Below are 25,678 nucleotides of genomic sequence, written 5' to 3'. Positions count from 1 at the left end.
ACAATCACTCTAACTGACTGTATTATGCCGATATCGGCGGTTGTTCGCTACGTCGAGAGAGTAAAGCTTGTGTAACTTCTTTTTGTTTTTCGTCATTTAATGGGTACAGACAGATTAACGCTGCGCCAGCAAAGCCAAATAGCGCCGGTATCCAACTCATTAAAGACTTCATACCTGGAAGCGTTTGATCAATTGTATTGATATCAAGACCGTTATAGCCATAGCTTCCCAATACTAGCAAGACGAGCGCCCCTGCAAAGCCTCCCCCTGTTTTTTGAACAAAAGAGCCTGCAGAGTAGACGAGTCCGGTGGCTCTTCGACCTGTCTTATATTCGCTGTAGTCTGCCGAGTCTCCTAGCATAGAGAAAAATAAGGTAGGCAATATGGCGGCAAAAAACTCTGCACTGCAACCTAGAATGAATATGGCGCTCACGCTTTTCTGAGGAACAAAATAAATGCCAGAGGTCAATACGCTACTTGCTAACAGCGCGATAATAAAGAGCTTCTTGCGACCAAACATAGCGGCTAATTTGGACGTTGCTAATGCGCCGAAAATCGACACTACCAGCAGTGAAATGAAAAAGTAGCCTGTGAGTAGCTCATTGCCCATGTAATATTTGAAATAGTAGGCAATAACGCCATATTTGATGCCATTAAACATCATGGTTAGAAAACCCATTCCTAACAGAATTAGCCAGGGTTTATTGGAAAGCAGGTCGATAATATCCTGCTGAGAACGGGTGTTTTCGGCATCCGGTCGGCGAGTTAACCGTTTAATTGCAATAGTAGTAAGCGCTATAACAGTAATGAAGATTGCCCCAGTTACAACGTCTCGATAATAAAAGAAGGCGGTTATTGCTGAAAGAGGAACTAGAATTAACGGTAGTTGCTTTCCCAAGTCGATGAGTTCAGATGTTAGTGAACGAGGAGCGGGCGCTACTTGGGTACCTGTCTCTGTTTTTGGAGAGTCCAGTTTAGTGTCTTGAGGCTTTGAAACCTGCTGCAACGTAACGCGCTCTTTCGTGGTAAAAACTGTTACACACATTAATATGACAAGCAACGTGGCAAACAACCACATGGTATATTGATACCCTACAGCAGTGTTCCCTTGGCCTAGCAAGTCCACCAGCATAGGCAAACAACCCATAACAAGCAGTCCACCAAAGAATGCCCCAGCAAAACGAAAGCCAGACAAACTTGTACGCTCTCTATCATCACTGGTCATCACGCCCATTAGCGCTGAGTACGGTACATTATTAACCGTATACGCTAAGGTTAGTCCGATGTAGGTCAGGTAAGCGTAAATGAGTTTGCCTGAATACGAGAGATCAGGTGTGGTAAAGCAAAGGACCATGAAAAGGCCAAGAAAAGGAGTGGAGCCTAATATCCAAGGGCGAAACTTTCCCATCTTAGTCTGGGTTCTGTCAGCAATCATTCCCATGATAATATCGGTCACACCGTCAGAAAGACGAACGACAAGAAATAGCATCGCAGCTGCAGCGGCTGTAATACCGAACGTATCGGTATAAAATACCGCCAAATATGCAAGTGCGCCCCGCCAAACTAAATTGGCCGCAGCGTCGCCCATGCCATAACCCACTTTTTCTTTTAATGTCAGCTTATGGTTCATTGCTATTTCCACTGTTGTTATGTTCGACTTGCTATGAGCGCTTTATAAGCATTGGCGCTAAGTTTAAGCGTACGCTTTTGCGTTTCAAAATCCACATAAACTAGCCCAAATCGCTTTTCATATCCTTCCGCCCACTCGAAGTTATCAAGGAGGCTCCATGCGAAGTAACCACTCACTTCTACTCCATCAATCACTGCGTTGTGTACCATGTTTAAATGGGCATCGTAGTAATCAACCCGATCCACATCATTAACAAGACCATCTTTGAGTTCGTCTGCCATTGCAGCACCATTTTCAGTTATAAAAATGGGAGGGAGCGTATATCGTTCGTTTAATGAAGTAAGTAAATCATAAAGCGCTTTTGGATAGATTTCCCAACCAATATCGGTCAATGGACCTTGATGAGGATGCTCGAAATACAATGCGCCTTTCTCTTTGGGCGCAGAATAGTGTAATCGCGTGTAGAAATTTACCCCTAAGAAATCGATGGGCTGACAGATTGTCTCCATATCACCAGCTTCAACTGGTGGTCTATCCGCTTCGTCTATATCAAATAACACTTCGGGGTAGCTTCCCTCCATTACAGGCTGCATATACCATTGGTTGATATAGTCATCTGCTTTGCGGGTGGCTAAGAGGTCTTCTTTCTTTTGTGTAGCGGGGTAGCATGGCGTAAAATTCAATACTATACCGGCTTCGCTATTTGGGACATTTTTTCTAAGCACCTTCATCCCAAGGCCGTGTGCTAGCAAAATGTGATGAGCCGCAGTTCTTCCGTATTTTCTACCCGTTCTGCCCGGGGCGTGTACGCCTATTTCATACCCTAAATAAGCACTGCAAAAAGGTTCATTGAACGTTGCATAGGAAAAAACGGACTCGCCTAACGCCTGTGTTATTTTGTCAACATAGTCTTCAAATGCAAAAGCAGTTTGTCGGTAAAGCCACCCACCCTTATCTTCCAGGTGCTGAGGGAGATCCCAGTGATAAAGGGTAACAAATGGCTTAATGCCTTTTTCATTTAACGCATCAACTAGCGTTTTATAAAAGGCAATGCCTTTTGGGTTTAGCTCACCTTCTTGAGTGATAACGCGCGGCCAAGAAATAGAGAAACGGTAAGCGTCTACATTTAAGTCTAACAAAATGTCGAAATCTTCTCTCCAGCGAGCAATATGATCACAGGCGGCATCGCCATTGGAGTGATCAGCAATGGCTGAAGGCCGTTCACAAAATCTATCCCAAATACATTCGAGACGGTTTTCGACATCCCCTTCTATCTGAAAACTTGACGTGGCAGTTCCATAAAGAAACGAATTTTTGAGTAAGGGACTGCCTGCGGGAAGCGAAATGCTGTTCATATGTCGATAACCTTTTTCTTACTGCACAAATTCTAAACGGATGCTGGCAGTACAATGAATCTGAAATAACAAAGCGGTTTATAGCACAAATAAAAAACAATTAGAAAGCGCTTTCTCATATTTATGTCATTTTTACGTTAATGGAATTAAGTGACTGATAATATTTCTATGGCTATCACAGGAATCTAATAGATTTTTGTTTTTATTATAAGGTGTTGAATATAATAGTTTTGTTATTTTTTATGAGGAGTTTAGTGTTCTCCGATATAGTTGTTGCCTGTGAATTAATTGTAAAAAATGTGTTGATCTTAAACTTTTGTTGAATTAATGTGCGGAAAGCGCTTTCTTATGTCTGGGTGTTCTAGTTTCTCTTTGGGAAAGCCCTTTCTGGCAGCGCGTAAGGTTCATAACACACATAAAAGCCACTATTAAAGAGAGATAGACCGTGACACAAACAACACCAAATAAAAGCAAGATCGCAGCAAGTTTGTCATTGATACTCGGGACCGCTTTGAGTAGCGGTGTGATGTCATCTGCGACGGCGCAAGAAACAGAAAAAGACATAGAAGTTATTCAGGTATCAGGTATACGAAGTAGTGTTCAAGAGTCGATGGGTATCAAGCGTGACTCTGCTGGTGTTGTTGATGCCATCTCAGCAGAAGATATTGGTAAATTTCCTGATACTAACTTAGCAGAGTCACTACAGCGTATTACTGGTATTTCAATTAGTCGGAATAATGGTGAAGGAAGCCAAGTCACAGCGCGTGGTTTTGGACCTGACTTTAATATGGTAACGCTGAATGGACGTACGATGCCTGGTTCTGCGTTACCTGGTGGTGGCGGAGCAGCAAATTCTCGCGCCTTCGATTTTTCTGACCTTGCTTCTGAAAGTGTTAGAGCGGTTGAAGTGTACAAAACAGGTAGAGCGAGTATTGCAACTGGGGGGATTGGGGCTACGGTAAATATACGAACAGCACGTCCCTTTCAAGCATCTGACAATGGCATTACCGCAAGTGTAGGCGCAAAAGCACTGCATGATACGACTAACCGTGTAGGTGATGATGTTACGCCTGAAGTCTCAGGCTTTATCAATTACCTCAATGATGACAATACCTTTGGCGTTACGTTTACCGGTTCATTCCAACAGCGTGACAGTGCTGCACAAGGTGCGTTTGTGAACGAGTGGCGCGTAAATCCATTTGATGGCACGGTGCCCCAATCACCTGATCCAGCGAACCCAGATAGCGGTGACCCAATTGTGCTGAACAACGCACCAGCCATGGGACAGCTTTTCGCCATTCCCTCAGATTTACGTTATTACATGGCAGACCGAGAGCGTGAAAGAACGAATGCACAGCTAACGTTCCAGTTTGCTCCTTCAGAAAAAATGACGGCCACGCTTGATTACACCTATTCAAAGCAAGACTTATACGAAGCTCGAGCCGAGCAATCGATATGGATGGATGATAGGTACTTCACCGAACTAACCTTTGATGATGAAACGGTAAAAACGCCAGTATTGATAACTCAAGAACGCCGAGATTTGCTACCTCGTGATCTAGGCTTGGCGCTTCAAGAACTAAACCAAGTTAACGAAAACAAGTCGATCGGCTTAAACCTTGAGTACTTCGTAAATGACGAGCTAACTCTAGTCTTCGACCTTCATAATTCGACGGCAGAAGGACGCCCAGATGCGCCCTATGGAACGTGGACAAATCTTGGTTTAGGCGCAAACGTAGTTAAAGGGCAAGGTGTCGATTTCAGAGGCGACTTCCCTATTATGTTCGTCGATTTTGACGATGAAGCTCGTGATAATCTTAACGGAAATGGCGTGCTTGACCAAGATGATGTAGGTACATCGATATTGGACATGAATTTCTCGTCGCAAGACACCGAAATTACTCAAGCTCGTCTTGATGGCTCTTACGTTATGGATACCGGAAGCATTAACTTTGGTATTGAGTCACGCTCAATGGAGAGCACATCGCTCCAATCTCTAACTCGCCACACCATGGGCAACTGGGGAATTGAGAACCCGGGTGAGCTTCCTGCTGGTTCTTTAACACCGCTGGATTTGGCGAGTGAGTTTAGCGATTTCAATACTGAGGGGATGTTCTCTCAGGGCTTTACCGGTAGCGTTGCGCAAATTGGTGCATTTGCTGCTCAAGAATACGGTTTTGATTTTCTTGCCAACAACCCGTTTGCAACTAACCGTACTATTGAAGAAGACATAACAGCGGTTTATTTCGAATTGGATTTATCTGGCGAGTTAAACGGCATGGAGTACAACCTGTTGGCAGGTGTACGCTACGAAAATACCGATGTAACTTCAATTGCAAATATAAGTTTACCTAGCGGCATTGCGTGGGAAGGTAATAATGACTTCAACGTCCGCTTTGGAAGCGACATGGAAGATGTTGAAGTTGAATCAAGTTACGACCATGTACTTCCTGCATTAGATTTCGATATCGAAGTTGTTGAAAACATGATTGCACGATTCTCTTACAGTAAGACAATAGCGCGACCCACGTACAACAACTTGAGCGCCGCTGCGACAGTATCGCCTCAAAGCGGGCCGACAATTCTTACTGACAGCATTACCGCCACCGCGAGTTCAGGTAACCCATCGCTGATACCATTAGAATCAGACAACCTTGATCTTTCATTCGAATATTATTTCGATGAGACAAGCTATGTGTCGGTTGGTTTTTACGATAAGCGTGTTAAGAACTTTATCGGTAATGAACAAGTTGAAGAAAATATCTTTGGGTTGAGAGACGTTACCAATGGACCGCGTGCAGAGGCGGCTCGCGCTGAATTAGAGGCGCGTGGTATTCCAATTAATGACACGTCATTGTTTAACATGGTTGCTGCGATGGAAAACGGTATCGAGTATGACTCGTTGACTGACGAGCAGTTTGAGCAGCAATTCGATGTGCTGCCCAATAGCGAAGATCCGTTGATTACCTTCATTAACTCTAAACCTGTTAACAATAAAGCGGCGAATATTTACGGTTTCGAACTTGCTGCGCAACACTTCTTTGGTGATAGCGGCTTCGGGGTACTGGCTAACTACACCACAGTGCAAGGTGATATTGGTTTTGATAATGACGCAAATCCATCGATAACTCAGTTTGCCCTTGTGGGACTAAGTGACACAGCAAACCTCATCTTGATGTATGAGAAAGATGCTTTGCAAGCGCGTATTGCCTACAACTGGCGTGATAAGTTCCTTGATACAACCTCTCAGTACATTAATGAGCCGGGCTATACCGAAGACTATTCACAAATCGACTTCAATGTTTCTTACGACATCACCGAAGATCTTACGGTGTCATTTGAAGGGATAAACATCACAGATGAAAATATCCGTAGACACGGCAGAACAAGTGCTATGTTGTGGAAATTAGATGAGCTTGGCGCTCGCTATGCACTGGGAGTTCGCTACAAGTTTTAACGATTGGGGTGTGTTTACCCGCTAAAGTGCTTAGGGTTGCGCTTTAGCGGGTTTTTTTGTCATAGTGCTGTTTAAATAGCAACCAGAAAATCGACTGAACATGTTTGTAGAAGTGCAGTGGGGCATATCGTGGTTCTTAACGTATGAGTGATAACGAAAGTCATAGCAGTATGCATCGGGTTGTCATTGTCGGTGGTGGTACCGCAGGGTGGCTTGCTGCAGGGATACTTGCCGCAAAACTAAGCGCGAATCACACCGTTACCTTGATAGAGTCACCCAACATCCCTTCTTTAGGTGTGGGCGAAGGCTCTTGGCCGTCACTGCGCGATACCCTTCTTGATATTGGTATTAGTGAAACGGAATTCTTAACGGTGTGTCATGGCGCTTTCAAGCAAGGCTCCAGCTTTGTTAATTGGCGTAAAGGCGGGCACTGCTATTATCATCCATTTACCGTTCCAACAGGCTACAACGAGCTCGATATTTATACATGTTGGAAATCAATCGCACCAAACACATCGTACGAAGATGTGTTTTCGTTACAAGCCGCCATGTGTGCCGCAGGCAAGGCGCCAAAGCAAATTGCTACGCCGGACTACGCCCATGTGCTCAATTATGGTTACCATTTCGACGCCACAAAGCTTGCTGAGCTGTTAAAAAATCATTGCGTAGACAAGTTAAATGTCGCTCACGTCGTTGGTCATGTTGACAGTGTTCACTCTCATCAAAACGGAGATATTGAAAGCGTATCAACAAAGGACGGGAAAAAAATAGTTGGCGATCTATTTATTGACTGTTCAGGCCACAGCGGCCTGCTCATCAATAAACACTTTGCTATTCCTTGGATACCCGTTAAGCGCACAATGCTTAACGATCGCGCCGTTGCGCTTCAAGTGCCTTATTCTGGTACCGACACAGAAATAAAAAGTACCACAGTGGCCACTGCACAAACCTGTGGGTGGACGTGGGATATTGCGTTGCAGCACCGCCGAGGTGTAGGCCTAGTTTACTCTTCTCAATTCACAAATGAAGATCAAGCAAAGCAGGTGCTGATTGACTACGTTCGTGAACGCTACCCTAGTGCACAAGATGCAGAGCTTTCTTTTCGTACACTTTCCTTTGAGCCTGGCTATAGATCACAGTTTTGGGTAAAAAACTGTTTGAGCTTAGGTATGTCTTCGGGGTTTGTTGAACCGCTTGAAGCATCAGCCATTGCCATGGTCGAACTTGGCTTACGTATGCTCTGTGAGGCTTTTCCGCAAAACAAAGCACACATGGAAATAGTCAGTAAGCGCTACAACTCGCGCTTTGCATATCGCTGGCAGCGCGTTATCGACTTTCTAAAACTACATTATGCTTTAAGCGATAGAGAAGAGCCGTATTGGTTAGCGCAAAGAGAGAAGTCGTCCATACCCGATTCCCTCGCTGAATTGCTTGAACTGTGGAAGTATCAAAGCCCTTCACGCTTAGATCTTATCGAGAACGAAGAGATTTTCCCCTCTGCTAGCTATCAGTATGTACTATATGGAATGGGCTTTTCTTCTTCTACATCGCCTTTACGGCTAAATGAAGAGCATAAGCGTAAAGCAGTTCACATTCGCGAAACCTTACAACAAACCAAAAACGCTTATCTGCAGGGATTGCCGTCTAACAGAGTTTTGCTCAATGATATTGCAAAGCGCTACAACAATGAAAAACAACACGTGCCCTCGCTTGTTCAACGTGAAAAGAACGAACACGCTTCAGTTTCGAGTTGTAATGACATAAAAAATACTTCAGATAAAAAGGACACCTCTTATGACCGTATCGGGTTTAGATAGCAGTAAAAATCAAACGCCCGTTAAGAGCGTTGTTATTGCGGGTGGCGGTACTGCAGGGTGGATGGCGGCCACAGCGCTGTCACGGCTTTTGGGGCAATCAATAAACGTTACGCTAGTCGAGTCGAAAGATATTGGGATTGTAGGTGTGGGCGAGGCCACTATTCCGCCGATAAGAACATTTCACAAATTACTGGGCATCGACGAAAAAGCATTTATGCGCGCTACCCAAGCCACATTCAAACTGGGTATTGAGTTTGAAAACTGGCGTGAACAGGGTCACAGCTATATCCATTCGTTTGGTATTACCGGAAGAGAGTGTTGGGCTGGCGAGTTTCATCATTTTTGGCTGAGGGCTAAAGAATACGGATTTGGTGGTGAATTTGGTGATTATTGCCCGGAACTGATTGCCGCTAAACAGAGCAAGTTCGCCACATCAGAAGCCATGCCGCTTAACTTTGCCTATCATTTTGATGCTGTTGCCTACGGTCGATTTTTAAAGTCTCTAGCGTGTGAAGCTGGGGTTACGCACAAGGAAGGAGACATAGAAAAGGTCGCTGTATGCCAACAAGCAGGCAACATTCAGTCCCTTCAATTAGCAAGCGGAGAAGTGATAAACGGTGACTTCTTTATAGACTGTACGGGCTTTAAAGGGCTGCTTATTGAACAGGCGCTTCACACCGGTTACGACGATTGGCGACACTATCTTTTTTGCGATAGTGCGGTAGCTATGCAAACTGAGCTTACAGCCCCACCCGTGCCATACACCAAAAGCGTGGCCCATAAGGCGGGGTGGCGCTGGCAGATACCACTTCAAGAGCGAATGGGTAATGGATTGGTATTTTGTAGCCGCTTTATGAGCGATGAAGACGCCATAGGTATACTTAAATCTCAGGTGACAGGCGCAGCAATTAATGAGCCTAGAGTGATTCGTTTTACGCCTGGAAAACGCAGGCGTGGTTGGAATAAAAACTGCGTGGCGCTAGGGCTATCCAGTGGCTTTATTGAGCCTTTAGAGTCGACCAGCATACATCTAATCATGACTGGCCTTATACGCTTAATGCGCCTATTCCCTTTCGATGGCATAACCCAAAGCGCAATCGACGAATACAATAATAAGTTTGATAGCGAAATGTCGGCCATACTCGATTTTATTGTTATGCATTACAAGGTGACACAGCGCGAGGACAGCCCCTTTTGGCAACAATGCCAACGCATGGAGATTCCGACGTCACTTGAGCATAAATTGGCTTTATTTGCCGAGTCTGGCCGCGTGTTTTTAGATGACGGAGATATTTTCCGTGTTGATTCCTGGACCCAAGTATTAATGGGCCAAGGCATGACACCTAGCCAGTATCATCGTGTTGCCGATGAGATGAGTGAACAGTCACTTAAGCAGTTTATGGCAGGATTAAAGCAGCAAGTGGATAAACACGTAGCTAAACTCCCCTCGCATGAGGCCTTCTTAACACAGTATCTGAGATGAGTTATTAGAAGCGTTAGATGTTGGCGGCAGGTAGCGCGTCAACAGTGACTTAAGCAGCTCGTAACCGACGAGCTACCAAACGCCCTACAGAAGTCTCAAACCCAGCTAGAAAGCTGGGTTTGGTGTTATTTATTGAATGAGTTTGAGTCTGCTTTTAATTACTCGATATTCTGAATTTAGCAGAGGATTGGGACCAAAAGATCTAAATTTTGTAACAAGTTAGCTATGTTGATTTTGGGAGAAGTCACCACATCGCCACTGATGGCAACCTGTTCCCCACATTTGTTCGATATCTACTCTAGCCCAATATACATGTAATGTCACCCTAAACTAGGGGGAATTAATACAGAATTGAAAGTGACTTATTTCTGGTATTTAGTATCAAAGCACAACCAAATTGCATCGCTGAGAAAAGCTGATAGGGTTTTCTTTTAATCATCGTAACAGAAAGTATTGTGACCAATTTCAAATCTCAGGAGTGCAGCGCATGTGCTAATCCAAGTGTGGCGGTTAGCACGGAGATCGTATCCGTTGACCCGGTCACCAAGGCAATTAAGAAAGCGTATCTTTTCCGTTGTAAATCGCATATCAATGCTAGTGTTGAGAATATGTTGTTACTTCGTGAGATGAAAAATGTTCCTATTGACGCCAACGATATCGAATTTACTATCGTCGAATCAGAGAAAACTAAGAACTTAGGTGTGCATGTCGGTGTTCAGGTGAAGCATATTCCAAGTGGTATCACAGTACAGTGTACCTATAATGCCTCTCAGCACCAGAATAAACTAGGAGCAATTGAACTGTTGAAAAGAGAACTGAGTAAGCGTTAACAGTGTGAAGGTGTTTCTTCAAATTAGACATGTAGAGTATTGCTATTATTCGTTATTGCCGTCTACATATCCAATTTGTTTGAGCTTAAGCTCTTGTTGGTAACCGGATCAAGCCGATTTTAGTTCACTGTTGAGTTTACATTGCTCCTCTATATATTGTGAAAGATTTGTAAGTGGATAAATCAACTCTGCCATTTGCGAGTAGACGGCGGCTCTTTGATTTTTTCTAATGGACTTATCATAGATTCGTTTTTTACCACGCTTTTTATGGTTTAAACAACGATCGGTTACATCACTATCAGCACCAAGATCGTTTGCATGCGATGTGAACGTTCGTCTCAAATCATGGATCCAGAAGTGTTTCACGCCAGCAGCACCCATTGGGTTTTCAAAACTAACAGACTGGGTCTTATGCTTCCCAAAGAATTTTTTAAGCATATTGTTCAATGTACTCTCACTTAGGTGTCCTGATTTTGAGCCTTTTACTGAAGGAAACAAGAATGGAGAGTTCTGTGACATTGCCTTTAGTGCGTTCAATAGTGGCATTATGGTATCTGGTATTACGATTATGAGTTCTTCACTTCCTCTCTTAGTCGGTCTTAGGGTTAGTTCTTGTCTAGTAACATCGAAATCACTTCACTTGGCTTTTAATAACTCGCTTTTTCGGCAACCGAACATGAGATATAGAGCGATGGCAATTTGATTTCTTAAAGGGGCTTGTTCTGGGAATTGTTGGAAAATGTTGAATACCTTCTCGATTTCCGATTCAGACAACACCACGTCTCTTAGCTCTCCATCATTTGCAGCATGCAGATGGGGTTTAAGGTGAGCTGATACATTTTCGATAACTAGTTTGTGTGTACTTGCATAGTTGAAAAGTGTTCTAAAAAAATACATAGCACGCAACGCAATTGATTTTCTGTCGGCATCAACCATTGCTTTCAGCACAGTCTCCAAATCATTGCGGGTGATTTCAGTCAAAAGCTTGTTTCCCAACAATGGCTGTATTTCACGAGCATAAATCTCTTGCTCCTTGATGTATCTGCCACTTTGACTGTTCAAATAGCAACTAACTAGCTCATCCAATGTGTTAACCAAAGCATGTTGTTGCTCAAATGGATTTAACCCTAAGTCGAAAGTTCTCTGATGCTTGGTTGCAAGCTCAATTGCATCCACATAGTCGAGAAAATAGATATTGTTAGAGGCATAGTTCCCTATCTTCTTTTCGATACGCTTGTTCTTGAATTGGCGTCGCAAAAACCACGATGCGATGCCTTTGTCTTTGACTAGCAGGTAAAGATTTTGGCTGACGTAATATCTGCCTCTTTTACCCTTTTCCACTAATTTTGTGACTTGCTTTTCAGTGTATGTTTTCGGTCGTTTAGTCATTTGAATTGTCCTCTGTTTTGACTTCGTTGAATATCAAAACACGGGATCATCAATTCTCCAATTAGCTGCAATAAATACTTTCCAAAAATTTTTCACGATTATTAGAGGCAATAAATAATCCGCCTCACAACTAGAGGTTAAGGACTGTTGGTATTAGGACTGATAAATAATTTATGAGCAGAAGCAAAGCCCAAACATCATAAAAAGCGAAAGTCACTTAGGTCTGAAATCGTTAAGATGGATGATGTTTCGGCTATTGAATCGGTTATCTTGCCTATCGTCGTTAGTTAGGTTGGTGCAGTAGTCTAATAGTCGTTCTACCGGAATAAACTTTTCTTTCCTCTTTTTAATGCGTTTGGTTTGAGTATTCAAATGGATTGCCAGATCTGTAGCGACTTCTGGTGTCAACGAACGGAGTCTTTGAGCGTCGAGTGTATCGGTAACCCATAAACCCGCATCACTGATATGGCCATTAATACTGAGATCAGTATTTTTCACCCAATTAATGTCAAAAACAATGTCAGATAACTTGCTTAGCAAGAAGGCAATGTCCGAATTTGGCAGTAATCGATAGTAGTTCAATGTCTCAGCTAAGGCCGACTGCCACTCCATTTGCAATGAATCGGTCAATTCTGCCAACGACAATTTACAACTGACAGCCACAAAAAACGTAAAGCGACTGTTTGCTTCGCAAGCAATAATGGTTTTGTCCATTGACTGGTATTGATTATCAATAATATGAACCTGCCAAGACAATCGACTGGGATAAGAGGCAAGGGTATTTACACCTGCTTGTCTATTAGCTTCCGCGGGCAATCTCGGCAGGTCAGCGCCCAACCATTTGTTGAGCGCATTGCTAGCACTAAATAGTAAGTTCATGGGATGGAGTAATTTGATTGAATGTTAGTTGTGTCACGTCGTTATGCTTTATTTTGCAAGTAATGATTCGAAGTTAACAAGATCCTCGATACGAGCTTTCTGTTCAAGTATTAATCTATCTTTATCTTTGAGTGATTCATTTAAACTGTCAATTTTGTTGGTTAGTATGGCCTGTTGCTTTTCGAGTTCACCAATCGTGCTTTGCTCTTCTTTGAATGCTAATTGCTTTGAAAGAAGATCCTCGATTTTATCTTCTTGCTGATTAATTAAGCTATTTGCGTCTTGAAGGCTTTCTTCCATAGCAAGCACACGTTCATTACATGTTATTTGTTCATGCTCAATTCGCGCTGTCGCTTGTTGATTCATCCGCTTTTCGCAATCAATCAGAATAGACTTAATATTTTTTATCAAGCTATCAGAAAGGTTATAAAACTCATCTTCTAGATCTGGTGAAAGATGGTACTCCGCTACTTCGTTGTTAGCTCTCTCTTGCTGAGACATTAGATATTCTTCCCAAATCGATTTGAATCGATCTGGTCTTCCGCCACCAAGCGACAACGCAATAGCATTTCCAGTGACAGTCTTGTTTTGTTTTTGTAGTTCAATGCCAGCAGCAATGATTTCTTCTTTGTTAAACTTCGGGTTACGCATAAATTACCTCATAGTATTTTCAGTATTCTAGTCAATCTCACGAACTTGACTAATGTGTCCCCCGACCGTTGTAATCATAATGAGACTAAACAGGCATGCAATACTAAAAAACTAATAGAACGAGCTTGTACAAGCACCAGATTAAGATGCTTGCTTGGAACAAATGCTTCGGCATACTTTCTACAAACAAACAAACAAACAAACAAACAAACAAACAAACAAACAAACAAACAAACAAACAAACAAACAAACAAACAAACGTTTGGGCCAAACGGCCAATCTCGCATCCTAGCCGCAATATGCGCCTGCTTTTCTCCACTTTATTAGCTTGAATGAATGAAACTGCTCAATTATTGGAGCCCGTAAATATTTCCAGTTGGCTGCAATAAATAATTTAAAAAAGGGTGAAAATATTTATTGTGGCTATTTGTTGGTCAGCAAAGGGCTGTGCTCTACTGAAAAAGAATTAAGTAGACGGAGTCACAACATGACCTTTGAAGTAAAAGATTTTAACAGGCATATCAGAAATGCAAGAGAAGCGGCGAGAGGTTTAACCGGGTTGGAAAGAGCTTACGCAATTACTGACTATTTTGATAAACACACGATTCATCCTCACCCAGAATTTACCTTAGATGAGCACCTGATGGGACATGGTCGACGACAGCTAAGCGATAAAATGTGGGTCTATCATATGATGGAAGATATGGCTGCTCTTACCGCATCAAACGAATACTTAAGGAGGTTGTGACTAAAGCTTGCTTTAAATGGACATTATAGTATCCATTAAAGCTCTATTTCTTGAGTTTTGGATACCATAATATCCAGTATTTATGGATAAGGGTGTCAACTATTCATCGGCTTCATTGACTATGATTTTGAAATACTTTTTGTTTTTTCCACAAATGAATCAAAGTCACTGACTTCTTTTGCTTGGTTAACTCGGCGCTGGTCGGAAAAACTCTCATATTGCTCTTCAGCCAGCTTTTTAGCTGCTGCATGAGAAACCTTGCCTGCACCCTCAAGAATGTCATGCTCGTTAAACTCTAAAAACGCATCTAGTTTATCTGCCCATTGCTCCATCGTCACAGCTCTGCGTTTGCTAGCCTGATTTTCAGCGTAGTCTAGATACATTGTGACAATACGATTGAGTGAAGTGAGTTCTGCTTGAGTTAGATAGTTTTTGGCAACGGATACATCTTTCTTTGTCACTTTGTTCCCAGAAAAATGAGTTAGCCCCATGTTGGGTTGTTGACTGTCTGCGCGTTCGGCTATTAGCTCTGCTGCTGTGTGGCCATGAATAGCCCAATGCAACTTATTCTGTACCGTCGCAAAAAATTGCTGACTAATCGGTGCCTTGGCATTGTAATCACTCGCCGTAGCGTAGATATCTGTAATCTTCTGATAAAAGCGACGTTCAGAGGCTCTAATATCGCGAATACGTTCAAGTAGTTCGTCAAAGTAATCGCCGCTAAAGTCTTTATCTGGGTTTTTAAGGCGCTCGTCATCCATTACAAAGCCCTTGATCAAATACTCTTTAAGCAATGTTGTCGCCCATTGCCTAAACTGTGTTCCGCGATTTGAACGAACTCGATATCCTACTGCTAACACTGCTTCCAAATTATAGTGGTCGAGTAGTCGTTCCACGTCCCGTGTGCCCTCACGGGCAACTGTCCGGAATTTCCGGATAGTTGCATCAGGAGCCAGTTCTCCTTCGTTGTATATGTTTTGAATATGCTCACTAATGGTTTTAGGAGACTTTTCATACAGCTCGGCTAGCTGTTTTTGAGTTAACCATAGTGTTGGCTCCCCACCCTCTCCTGCTTCTAATTTAAGGTGCAGGCGAACTTTTCCATCTTCGCTGGTAAATAAGGCTAAGGGGGAGTTCATATTTTTCTTCCTTGCTATCTGGAGTTGTGTATGGAAGTCGATTTGCTACCTATAGTATCTCTAGTTTTAGCCAAACCATCAATCAGGTGTATATCAACTAATAGTTTGAAAATCGATTTATCTAGGTCATTGTGGCGTAAAGAAAACGACCGTTTATTTGTTGTAGTTAACTCTACACTATATTACTCATCAGTAAGCTTGTTTAAACGTAAATAAACCCGTAAAGTTTTCTATGTAAAGAAAAGGTACGTTTATTTATGAAAATTGGTTACGCAAGGATAAGTACTGAAGACCAATCTCAAAATGCTCAACTGGACGCATTAAACGAGGCCGGGTGCAATCGAGTGTATCAAGAGAGCTTTAGCGGTAAATCAAGAAATCGCCCTCAATTAGAGCGTATGATAGATTCATTAAGAGAAGGTGACATTGTTGTTGTGCAACGATTAGATCGCCTAGGTCGCAGCTTAAAAGATCTCATCGAACTGCTAGATACATTTAAGCAACGCGGAGTACAGTTTATCTCACTCAACGAGAACATCGATACGACTACAGCTATCGGCGAGTTAGCATTCCATATGATTGGCTCAATTGCCCAGTTTGAAAGACGCCTAATATCAGAAAGAACAAAAGCTGGACTTGATGCCGCGCGAGCGCGGGGGAAAAAAGGTGGTCGTAAAGCAAAGTTATCTCCTGCTGACATAAAGAAAGCAAAAGCCATGTTGAATGACCCAGAAATGACAAAATCAGAAATAGCAGAACACTTCAATGTGAGTCGCCCGACATTGAACAAGTGGTTAAATGAAAATTAATTTGTAGTAAAAAGCATAAATGACATTAAAAACAATAACGTTATCACAACTTGAACAATACCTATCTAAAGCAGCGTGGATTTTAAAAGGCCCCGTAGATGCCTCTGATTTCAAGGTATACATCTTTCCGTTGCTTTTCTTTAAGCGTATTTCAGACGTATACGATGAAGAGTTTCGTATGGCTATGGAAGAGTCAGGGGGCGATGTTGAGTACGCGTCGCTACCAGAATTTCACCGCTTTGAAATTCCAGAAGGTTGCCATTGGAAGGATGTGCGCGAAACTACCACCAATGTTGGTGCGGCAATCGAATCAGCACTTCGTGGCATCGAGCAGGCTAACCAAGAGTTTCTCTACGGCATTTTTGGTGATGCGCAGTGGAGCAACAAAAATAAGCTTTCAGATGAGCTTCTTATCAACCTAATTGAGCATTTCTCACAGTACATCTTAGGTAACCAAAATGTAGATCCAGACATGCTGGGTAACGCATACGAGTACCTGATTAAGCATTTTGCCGACTTAACCAATAAAAAGGCAGGTGAGTTCTATACGCCGCGTTCGGTTGTACATCTTCTTGGTTTGATTCTAGACCCACATGAGGGAGAAACCATTTACGACCCTGCCTGTGGTACAGGCGGTATGTTGTTGGAATGTGTCGATCACCTTAGAGAAATCAGCGAAGACTACCGCACGCTTAAACTTTACGGCCAAGAAAAGAACCTGACATCAAGCTCTATTGCCCGAATGAACATGTTCTTACACGGTATTGAAGACTTTGAAATTTTGCGAGGCGATACCTTACGCGAGCCAAAATTTTTTGAGGCAGACGGCCTTAAAACTTTTGATTGTGTTATCGCTAACCCACCATTTTCATTAAAAGATTGGGGGGCAGACGCATGGGCGAATGATCCTTATGGTCGTAACATCGCGGGTGTGCCACCAAAAGGCAATGGCGATATGGCTTGGGTACAGCACATGGTTAAGTCCATGAATAGCACTGGCCGTATGACGGTAGTACTTCCCCACGGTGCATTATTTAGAAAGGCAGCGGAAGGTAAAATTCGCAAGGCGCTACTAGAACAAGACCTGCTAGAAGCTGTAATTGGTTTAGGCCCTAATATTTTCTACGGCACGCAATTGGCGGCGTGTGTCATGGTATTTAAGCAAAACAAGTCCGCAGATAAGAAAGGCAAAGTGCAGTTCATTGATGCCTCAGACCAAATCCGCGTTGGCAGAGCACAAAACTTCCTTGAGCCGCATCATGTGCAGCAAATTTACGACTGGTATCACAATTACCAAGATGTAGAAAACTACGTCAAAGTCGCGTCAATGGACGAGATAAAAGATAACGACTTCAACTTAAATATCCCGCTTTATGTAGAGAAGGTTATTGAAGACAACCTTCCATCCGTTGAAGAAGCGATGGCCGACCTGAAACAGGCATGGCAAGCGAGCTTAGAGGCTGAAGAAAAATTTAAGGCAGTATTAAAAGGATTTTTGTAGTGGCCTATTCGAACATTTCAATCAAAAAGCTTATTCATGACATAAGCGAAAACAAGTATTACCTGCCAGCTATCCAGCGCAAATTCGTGTGGAGAGAAGAAAAGATATGCAAACTTTTTAACTCCATCATGCTGGATTATCCAATTGGAACATTCTTGTTCTGGGAGTTGTCGCAGAAAAAAGCAAACCAGTACACCTTTTATGAGTTTTTGAGAAACTTCCATCAGCGAGATTCCAAAAACCAATTGGTTAGACACGATTTCACTAAAGATATCGTTGGTGTTTTAGACGGCCAGCAACGCATCAGCTCTATGTACATTGCTTTGCAAGGCGTTTATCGAACTAAGCGTAAACATGCAAAGCGTGCAGATGATCATGCATACCCAGAGCGTCAGTTTTACATGAACTTACTGGGTGAATATAACGAGTACGAGTTCAAGTTTCTTACTGATGAAGCTGTTGAAAGCATTTCGGCTAAGTACTTCTATCGGGTTAGAGATATCTTGGTAGAGAGTGAAAATGCTGACCCAGACGAAATCATTGATGCGCTTATTAAACAGTACCCCAATCGAGCTTCTTTGCTCGAAGAAAGCCGAAAAATAGCGCGTAAAAACTTAAATACGCTTTTGAGAAAGTTTAACGACCCCCAACTCATAAATTACTTCAGAATTGTCGAAAAAGACTTAGATGACATTCTTGAGATATTCGTTCGGGTCAATAGTGGCGGAACCGTCCTATCCAAGTCTGACCTATTATTCTCTACCTTGGTTGCGCACTGGGAGGATGGTCGAGAGCATATTGAACAGTTGATTGACACTATCAATGGTCAAGATAGATTGTTCGACTTCAACACAGACTTCCTAATGCGGACGTGCTTGTTTTTGATAGACGCACCAATGACATTTAAGGTACAAACGTTCGATCGAAATAACATTGCAAAAATCAGAGATAATTGGTCCAAGATTGTTAATGCGCTTAGCCGCACATCCAGCCTTTTGCGTCAGTTTGGCTTCAATAAAACAAGATTATCTTCAAATTACGCTGCAACTCCAATCGCCTATTACATATACAAAGGTGGCGATATAAACAAAGAAACGAAAGTAGAGTTGCAGCGCTTTGTAACTAATAGTTTGCTTAAACAAGTTTACAGCGGGCAAGCTGACTCAGCGCTAAGCTCACTTCGCGATGGACTCCGTAAGAAGAATGAGCATGAGTTTGTCTTAAAGTCGAAATCCTTTTCACTTGATGAATTCAAGCAAGTTAAGCTCCCAAGTGGCAAGAAACTCACAATAGATGAGCAAGATATTGATGAGTTTTTGGAGCATAAAAAGGGGCCTGTCAGCTTTCTTCTGCTGTCGGCTTTGTACCCTGACCTGAAACTAGACCAAATAAGTTTTCATCAAGACCATATGCACCCAGCAAGTGGTTTTAAAACAGCGGCACTAAATGATTTGGGCTTGAGCAGTGAGGAGATTGCCTTGTGGCAGTCTATGCGTGACCAAGTGCCAAACTTGCAATTGTTAGAAGGGCTAGAAAATGAAACCAAACAGGCGACGCCGTTGAACGACTGGGTTGAATCTATGGCGGCTAGCGACGCCTACTATCGCACTCGAAATCTTATCCCTGATAATCAATCTCTTCTTTTGAAAGACTTTGAGCAATTTTTTGAAGTAAGAAAATCCATGTTGAAAAGCAGGCTACTGACAGATTTTAAAATCATTACTGAGCAACTCATGCCCAAAACACGATCCAAAGAGGTAGTCGAAGCATGATGACGCAACAAGAACTAGAAAAATACCTTTGGGGTGCTGCCACCACATTACGCGGCACTATAGATGCGGGTGACTACAAGCAGTACATATTCCCATTGCTGTTCTTTAAACGTATCTCAGACGTTTACGACGAAGAGTTTGAAAAAGCCCTTGCGGAAAGTGGCGGCGATATGGAGTACGCAGCCTTTGCAGAGAACCATCATTTTCAAATTCCCGATGGTGCGCATTGGCAGGACGTGCGTGAGGTCACTACTAATGTTGGTCAAGCACTGCAAAATGCCATGCGTGCGATTGAGCAAGCAAACCCAGACACTCTAGATGGTATTTTTGGCGATGCCAGTTGGACGAATAAAGACCGACTATCTGACGCCATGCTCATTGAGCTTGTCGAGCATTATTCGCAGCATAAACTGAATTTAACCAATGTACCTGACGATAAGCTGGGTAACGCTTACGAATACCTGATCAAGAAATTTGCCGACGATAGTGGCCACACGGCTGCGGAGTTTTATACAAACCGCACCGTTGTGAAGCTAATGACCATGATTATGGACCCACAACCGGGTGAGTCAGTCTATGACCCAACCTGCGGTTCAGGTGGCTTACTGCTTAACTGTGCGCTGCACCTAAAAGAAGAAGGTAAGGAATACCGCACCCTTAAGTTATATGGGCAGGAGATCAACCTTCTTACCTCGGCCATCGCCCGTATGAACATGTTTATGCACGGTATTGAAGAGTTCCAAATAGTTCGCGGAAATACTTTGTCGAATCCGGGCTTACTGGAAAACGACGAGCTAAAGAGATTTAACGTGATCCTTGCAAACCCACCTTACTCGATAAAAGCGTGGGATAAATCAGCATTCGAAAATGACCCATATGGCAGAAATCTCTGGGGGATACCTCCACAGGGTTGTGCAGATTATGCCTTTGAGCAACATATTCAAAAGAGCTTAAACTTAGAAAATGGACGTTCTGTTAGTCTTTGGCCGCAAGGGCTTCTTGATAGGAGCAGCGAAGAACATATTCGCAGAAATTTTATCGAGTCAGACAGGCTTGAGGCAGTAATAGGTCTAGGAAGAAATCTTTTCTACAATTCTGGAATGGAGTCATGCCTCGTCATTTCAAAAACTAAAAAAGAAGATTGCAAAAAAGGCAAAGTTCTATTCGTTAATGCGAGTGACCTAATTAAACGGGAAAAAACGATAAGTTACTTAACACCAGAACACATCGAAAAAATATATAGTGCTTACAGAGACTTTTCAAGTATTGAGGGTCTTTCAAAGTTGATATCAACAGAAGAGATAATTATAAATAGATCGTCCCTTAATATTAGCCTTTACGTTAATAAATATCCTTCCGATTCAGATGAGTCATTCGAAGAGTCTTACAAGGATTGGAACTCATCAAATGAAACTTTAAAAAGCAGGATTCATTCCCTTTTTAATGGAATTTAACTCAATGAATTTAGAAATAGATAAAAGCGAATGGAAAGAAGTCAAATTGGGCGATGTGGCTTTTGAATATAGTAAAAGAATAAACGAACCGGGAAAAAGTGGATTTGATCGTTTTGTTGGAAATAGCAACATTGAAAAATGGGACCTGAATATTAAAAGTTGGGAGTCTTCAGCTTCAGTTACTTCTGCAATGAAATTTTTTGACGTCGGCGACTACCTTTTGGTAAGAAGGAGTTTGTATGCTAGTGATTTCAGGGAGCGTGCACCCCGAGCTGATTTTTCAGGTGTATGCTCTGGCGATATTTTAACTATTAAAGAAAACCCTGAATTCATTTATGATGGTTATCTGGCAGCTGTTCTAAATAGCAAATCATTATGGAAGTTTGTTGTTGCCAATGCGTCCGGTTCTATCACTAGAAGGATAAAGTGGAAAGATCTAGAGAACTTTACGTTCTTGTTGCCCCCTAAAAGCCTTCAAAAGAAATTGTCTTTATTGATTTGGTCCCTTGAGGAGCTTTCTACAAACAAAAGAACAGTTTTGAGATCTCTTTTTAACTTAAGAAGTTCCTTTTTTTCGGAAAAGACAAATTGTGAAGTTAATAGAGAGTTTGGTCAAAGTAGCTGGGTTAGAAAGAAAATTAAGGATCTTGCTAAGGTTGTGAGAGGGTCTTCTCCTAGACCTGCTGGAAGTCCATTGTATTTTGACGGAGACTATCTTCCTTGGATTACCGTTGCAGCTTTAACAAATAAAAGTACTCCAGAAATAAAAATTGAAGATGTCCCTTCGTACTTAACAGAGATTGGCGCTACTAAAACTAGAATCCTACCAGCAAATACAGTATTACTTTCAAATAGCGGCTATTCGTTAGGGGTTCCTGCGATATTGCCATTCGAAGCAGGTGCGAATGATGGCGTTGCAGCATTTCTTAATCTTAAAGGATTATCTAGAGAGTACTTGTATTATTTTTTAGACTCAAAAACTAAATATTTTAGAGAAAGCATTGCTGCGGGAGCAGACCAGCCCAACCTAAATACTTCACGGATTGGAAACATTGAAATAGCCGTTCCAGATATGGAAACGCAACAGTCTATTGTGAGTGATATGAAACAGATCGATTGTGCTATTTTGGATATCAAAAAATCTTTAAAAGCGGAAAAGAGTCTGTTACTCAGTATTCTGTCTAAAGTTGATTTAAAAGAACAAGGATAGTTAATGGGGTTCTCTGAATTAAATAGTGTGGAACACTACATCATCCATCAACTAAGCGGTGTTAATTTAAACACCAAGCAGGTGCAAGAGCCTGCAAAGGCGTTTGGCGTAAAATGGAACTTTCAATCTGCTAGTCAGCTAAAGCGTGGCGTGAACGAGGTGCTGGTTGAAGCTGAAGTAATAGACGCACTTGTTCGGCTTAACCCGGAGATAAAAGCTAACCCCAGCTTAGCGGATGAAGTAATACATAAGCTACGAGCTATTTTAATTTCGGTAAACCAAATTGGCTTAGTTAAAGCTAATGAAGAGTTTTTTGCTTGGTTAACAGGTGAAAAGACCATGCCTTTTGGTGACAACAATCGTCATGTACCCATCAGGCTCATCGACTTTGATGATCTAACCCAAAACGAATATGTCATTACCAACCAATTCAATGTTCACCATAGGGAAACAAAGATACCCGACGTTGTACTAATGATTAACGGTATCCCGGTAGTGGTGGGTGAGGCCAAAACGCCTATACGCCCATCGGTGAGTTGGTTAGATGGCGCTCATGAAATACATAACATTTACGAAAATGCCGTACCGCAACTATTTGTGCCCAATGTGCTGTCGTTTGCTACTGAAGGTAAAGAGTTATCCTATGGCGGCATTCGCTGCCCGCTAGAGTTTTGGGCACCTTGGCGGGTAGAAGATAACGGTAACAAAATTTCTAAAGCGTTGGGCTTATCAGAAATAGGTCGTGAACTAACAGACCTGCTCAGCCCAGCGCGGCTGCTGGACATAATGCGTAACTTTTCATTGTTTACCACTAATAAAAAGAAGCAGCGTATAAAGGTTATTCCGCGTTTTCAGCAGTATGAAGGGGCGAACAAAATTGTTCAGCGCGTTATCGACGGAAAAATTAAAAAGGGCCTTATTTGGCACTTCCAAGGCTCTGGCAAGTCTCTTCTGATGGTACTCGCCGCACAAAAGCTGCGCCGCGCTCCTGAGCTAAAAAGCCCAACAGTTATTGTACTGGTAGATAGAACTGATTTAGATACACAAATCAGTGGCACGTTTAACGCAGCCGATATTGCCAACGTAGAGACCACCGAAAGCATTAAAGAGCTTCAACAGATGCTGGAGCGCGATACGCGCAAGATAATCATTTCGATGATCCACAAGTTTCGCGATGCCAAACCCAACATGAATGAAAGAGAGAACATTATTCTGTTGGTAGACGAGGCACACCGCACCCAAGAGGGAGACTTAGGCCGCCAGATGCGTGCTGCACTGCCCAACGCATTCTTGTTTGGCTTAACCGGAACCCCGGTAAACAAAGCGGATAAGAACACCTTCTGGGCCTTTGGTGCTGAAGAGGACAAAGGCGGCTATATGTCGCGCTACACCTTTCATGATTCCATCCGTGATGAGGCTACTTTACCGTTGCACTTTGAGCCAAGGCTGGTAGATGTACATGTAGACAAAGAAGCCCTTGATAAAGCCTTTGAAGAATTTAAACAGAGTGCCGCGTTAACAGACGAAGAGGCAGATGAGCTTAATAAAAAATCTGCAAAGATGTCTGCGTTTTTAAAGTCGCCAGAGCGCGTTGAAAAAATAGTAAAAGACATAGCAGATCACTTTAAGGCTAAGGTTGCTCCCCATGGCTTTAAGGCGCTGATTGTTACACCAGACCGCCATGCCTGTGTGCAGTACAAAGAAGAGTTAGATAAGTACTTCCCCGAAGAAGCGAGCAAAGTGGTTATCTCTACTACAGCTAACGATGACTACGAATTTAAGCAAAAATGGGCAGTAGATAAGTCTCAGCAAGAAAAAATTGTAGAGGAATACAACGACGCAACGTCTGGGCTTAAGTTCATCATAGTTACAGCAAAACTGTTAACTGGATTTGATGCACCTATTTGCCAAACCATGTACTTGGACAGGTCTTTAAAAGACCACACGCTACTTCAGGCCATTTGCCGTACTAACCGTTTATACCCGCAAAAAACGTTTGGCTGCATCGTTGACTACTTTGGTGTATTTGATGATGCCGCCAAAGCGCTTGAATTTGATGAGTTAACGGTTAAGCAGTTAATCACCAATCTTGGTGAATTGCGCTCTCGCTTACCCAAAGCTATGGCCGATGCACTAAAGCATTTTGAAGGTGTAGACCGAACATTAGAAGGCTTTGAGGGCTTAGAAGCGGCGCAAAACGTAATTGGTACAGATGATAAGAAAGATGCCTTTGCAAAAGACTTTAAGTACCTGTCAAAGCTTTGGGAGTCTTTGTCGCCTGACAATATTTTGGATGCATACAACCAAGATTATAAGTGGTTGGCACAAGTGTTTGAGTCGGTAAAACCTGCCTCAGATAATGTCGGTAAAATGCTTTGGTTAGCACTTGGTGCGCAAACTACAAAGCTCATTCATGACAATATTCACGTTGGTGAAGTACATACCCTTGAAGAGTTCATACTTGACGCAGACGTCATTGAGAATATCTTTTACAATCCAGACCCCAAAAAGATTAAGCAGCTAGAAAAAGATCTGATCAAGCGCTTCCAAAAGCACTCTGGCGGTGAGTTTAAAAAACTAAGTGAGCGGCTGGAAGCACTGCGAGATAAGGCTGAGAAGGGGTTAATTAGCTCAATTGAGTTTGTTAAAGAGCTTTGTACCATTGCTAAAGATACGGTAAAGGCAGAAAAGGAGTTGGAAGAGGAACTACAGAGCATGTCCCCCAAGGCTGCACTTACCGATCTGTTTCTTGAGTTAAAAACAGATGAAACACCAGCGGTAGTAGAACGCATTGTTACTGATATCGATGCTATTGTTCGCGTCGTTAACTTCCCCGGCTGGCAGAACACCATTGGTGGTGAAAGAGAGGTGCAGAAGTCGCTTCGTAAGGCTCTGCTAAAATACCAACTTCACAAAGACCAAGTATTGTTCGACAGAGCTTACGCCTACATAAAGGAATATTACTAATATGGCAGAGATTTCTTTACCCTTACCGGGTAATGCACTGCACAAAGAAGAGCAAGTTCTTAAATTTGATAAAATTGCGACATTTATTGGCGGAAATGGGTCTGGGAAATCATCAATTTTAAAGTCCATATTTGATGAAAAGCTAAAACCAACAAGTGCATTATATCAAGATTATAAGATAGTTTGTTTCTCCTCAGGGCAGAATGAGAGTTATTCTGAACGCTTTACTCATTACTTAAATACTGAAAGAAAGGACAAGAGTGCGCTGAGTTTAGACTGCTTTTATTACGACAAAACGCTAGCTAAAATTTTAATTTTTTTGGCTACAACTGGTAGCTCAGAGGGACTTGTCCGCCAATTTCTGAAACAAAATAGTTTTGTTGTTGAAAACGATTTTGATGAGGATGAATCTACAATAATTTCATTTGATGTAAAAGTAGATAAAGCTTACGTAGGGCGTGTAGAACGAGCATACAATGAAGAAAATAATGTGTACTAGCTCAGACTTGATCTGACAGTTACCCGTTTTTTCAGGTGTCGCTGTCAGTTTAGATTTGAGCTAGATTCTTCTCAGCCCAAGTCCGTTT

18 protein-coding genes and 1 pseudogene are annotated in these 25,678 nt (G+C 42.4%); 12 read left to right on the top strand and 7 right to left on the bottom strand.

Translation table 11 applies throughout. The features are described from left to right. Positions 1-22 precede the first annotated feature (22 nt). Together MHN02_RS16030 and MHN02_RS16025 are read right to left on the bottom strand one after the other, a co-directional pair. Complete coding sequence (locus MHN02_RS16030) at positions 23-1,630, bottom strand: MFS transporter (RefSeq protein WP_069945250.1); 1,608 nt, start codon at positions 1,628-1,630, stop codon at positions 23-25. A gap of 17 nt (positions 1,631-1,647) precedes the next feature. Continuing rightward, on the bottom strand, positions 1,648-2,985 hold the full coding sequence (locus MHN02_RS16025; RefSeq protein ID WP_239247342.1) for a GH1 family beta-glucosidase: 1,338 nt from the start codon (positions 2,983-2,985) through the stop codon (positions 1,648-1,650). 526 nt (positions 2,986-3,511) lie between these two features. Here MHN02_RS16025 and MHN02_RS16020 point away from each other — a divergent pair. The 4 genes from MHN02_RS16020 to MHN02_RS16005 all read left to right on the top strand — a co-directional run bounded on the left by MHN02_RS16020 (position 3,512) and on the right by MHN02_RS16005 (position 10,572). Beyond that, positions 3,512-6,442: a TonB-dependent receptor gene (locus MHN02_RS16020; RefSeq protein WP_014977831.1), complete on the top strand. Its 2,931-nt coding sequence runs from the start codon at positions 3,512-3,514 to the stop codon at positions 6,440-6,442. A 143-nt stretch (positions 6,443-6,585) separates the two neighbouring features. Next, the gene (locus tag MHN02_RS16015) at positions 6,586-8,259 is read left to right on the top strand and encodes a tryptophan halogenase family protein (protein ID WP_239247340.1); all 1,674 of its coding nucleotides are present in this window, start codon (positions 6,586-6,588) and stop codon (positions 8,257-8,259) included. Next, positions 8,237-9,742 (top strand): tryptophan halogenase family protein, encoded by a 1,506-nt coding sequence (locus MHN02_RS16010; protein ID WP_239247338.1) that lies wholly within the window; start codon positions 8,237-8,239, stop codon positions 9,740-9,742. Before MHN02_RS16015 ends, MHN02_RS16010 begins: the two co-directional genes overlap by 23 nt. Positions 9,743-10,197: 455 nt before the next feature. Beyond that, a complete protein-coding gene (locus MHN02_RS16005; protein WP_239247336.1) occupies positions 10,198-10,572 on the top strand; it encodes a hypothetical protein in 375 nt (124 codons plus the stop codon). Between the two features lie 108 nt (positions 10,573-10,680). Here the strand turns inward: MHN02_RS16005 and MHN02_RS16000 are convergent. The 4 genes and pseudogenes from MHN02_RS16000 to MHN02_RS15985 form a co-directional block, all read right to left on the bottom strand. Next, a pseudogene (locus MHN02_RS16000) lies at positions 10,681-11,196 on the bottom strand (tyrosine-type recombinase/integrase); the annotation flags it as partial. 12 nt (positions 11,197-11,208) lie between these two features. Then, positions 11,209-11,961, bottom strand: a complete 753-nt coding sequence (locus tag MHN02_RS15995) for an Arm DNA-binding domain-containing protein (RefSeq protein WP_239247334.1) — start codon at positions 11,959-11,961, stop codon at positions 11,209-11,211. 213 nt (positions 11,962-12,174) lie between these two features. After that, complete coding sequence (locus tag MHN02_RS15990) at positions 12,175-12,840, bottom strand: amino acid adenylation (protein ID WP_239247332.1); 666 nt, start codon at positions 12,838-12,840, stop codon at positions 12,175-12,177. A gap of 48 nt (positions 12,841-12,888) precedes the next feature. Beyond that, positions 12,889-13,491, bottom strand: coding sequence for a DNA-binding protein (locus MHN02_RS15985; RefSeq protein ID WP_239247330.1), 603 nt, complete (start codon positions 13,489-13,491; stop codon positions 12,889-12,891). Between the two features lie 487 nt (positions 13,492-13,978). Here MHN02_RS15985 and MHN02_RS15980 point away from each other — a divergent pair, with 487 nt between their 5' ends. Beyond that, on the top strand, positions 13,979-14,239 hold the full coding sequence (locus MHN02_RS15980) for a hypothetical protein (protein ID WP_239247328.1): 261 nt from the start codon (positions 13,979-13,981) through the stop codon (positions 14,237-14,239). A gap of 119 nt (positions 14,240-14,358) precedes the next feature. On the opposite strand, the gene MHN02_RS15975 is transcribed toward MHN02_RS15980, so the two are convergent. After that, complete coding sequence (locus tag MHN02_RS15975) at positions 14,359-15,378, bottom strand: virulence RhuM family protein (protein ID WP_239247326.1); 1,020 nt, start codon at positions 15,376-15,378, stop codon at positions 14,359-14,361. A 257-nt stretch (positions 15,379-15,635) separates the two neighbouring features. On the opposite strand from MHN02_RS15975, the gene MHN02_RS15970 reads away from it, so the two are divergent. Genes MHN02_RS15970 through MHN02_RS15940 form a run of 7 tightly spaced genes read left to right on the top strand, consistent with a single transcriptional unit; the run spans position 15,636 to position 25,590 of the window. Continuing rightward, positions 15,636-16,187, top strand: a complete 552-nt coding sequence (locus tag MHN02_RS15970) for a recombinase family protein (protein WP_239247324.1) — start codon at positions 15,636-15,638, stop codon at positions 16,185-16,187. Positions 16,188-16,206: 19 nt separating this feature from the next. Next, the gene (locus MHN02_RS15965) at positions 16,207-17,688 is read left to right on the top strand and encodes a class I SAM-dependent DNA methyltransferase (protein WP_239247322.1); all 1,482 of its coding nucleotides are present in this window, start codon (positions 16,207-16,209) and stop codon (positions 17,686-17,688) included. Then, the gene (locus MHN02_RS15960; protein ID WP_239247320.1) at positions 17,688-19,460 is read left to right on the top strand and encodes a DUF262 domain-containing protein; all 1,773 of its coding nucleotides are present in this window, start codon (positions 17,688-17,690) and stop codon (positions 19,458-19,460) included. Before MHN02_RS15965 ends, MHN02_RS15960 begins: the two co-directional genes overlap by 1 nt. After that, positions 19,457-20,914, top strand: a complete 1,458-nt coding sequence (locus MHN02_RS15955; RefSeq protein ID WP_239247318.1) for a class I SAM-dependent DNA methyltransferase — start codon at positions 19,457-19,459, stop codon at positions 20,912-20,914. The genes MHN02_RS15960 and MHN02_RS15955 overlap by 4 nt, the downstream gene beginning before the upstream one ends. A gap of 4 nt (positions 20,915-20,918) precedes the next feature. Beyond that, a complete protein-coding gene (locus tag MHN02_RS15950; RefSeq protein ID WP_239247316.1) occupies positions 20,919-22,124 on the top strand; it encodes a restriction endonuclease subunit S in 1,206 nt (401 codons plus the stop codon). A 3-nt stretch (positions 22,125-22,127) separates the two neighbouring features. Next, positions 22,128-25,091 (top strand): HsdR family type I site-specific deoxyribonuclease, encoded by a 2,964-nt coding sequence (locus MHN02_RS15945; protein WP_239247314.1) that lies wholly within the window; start codon positions 22,128-22,130, stop codon positions 25,089-25,091. A 1-nt stretch (position 25,092) separates the two neighbouring features. After that, complete coding sequence (locus tag MHN02_RS15940) at positions 25,093-25,590, top strand: hypothetical protein (RefSeq protein WP_239247312.1); 498 nt, start codon at positions 25,093-25,095, stop codon at positions 25,588-25,590. Positions 25,591-25,678 lie beyond the last annotated feature (88 nt).

This window comes from Alteromonas sp. CNT1-28 (assembly GCF_022348345.1).
Lineage (GTDB): Bacteria > Pseudomonadota > Gammaproteobacteria > Enterobacterales > Alteromonadaceae > Alteromonas > Alteromonas macleodii.
The sequence above is the reverse complement of the archived record's forward strand: the minus strand, read 5'-3'. Positions and strand labels throughout refer to the sequence as shown.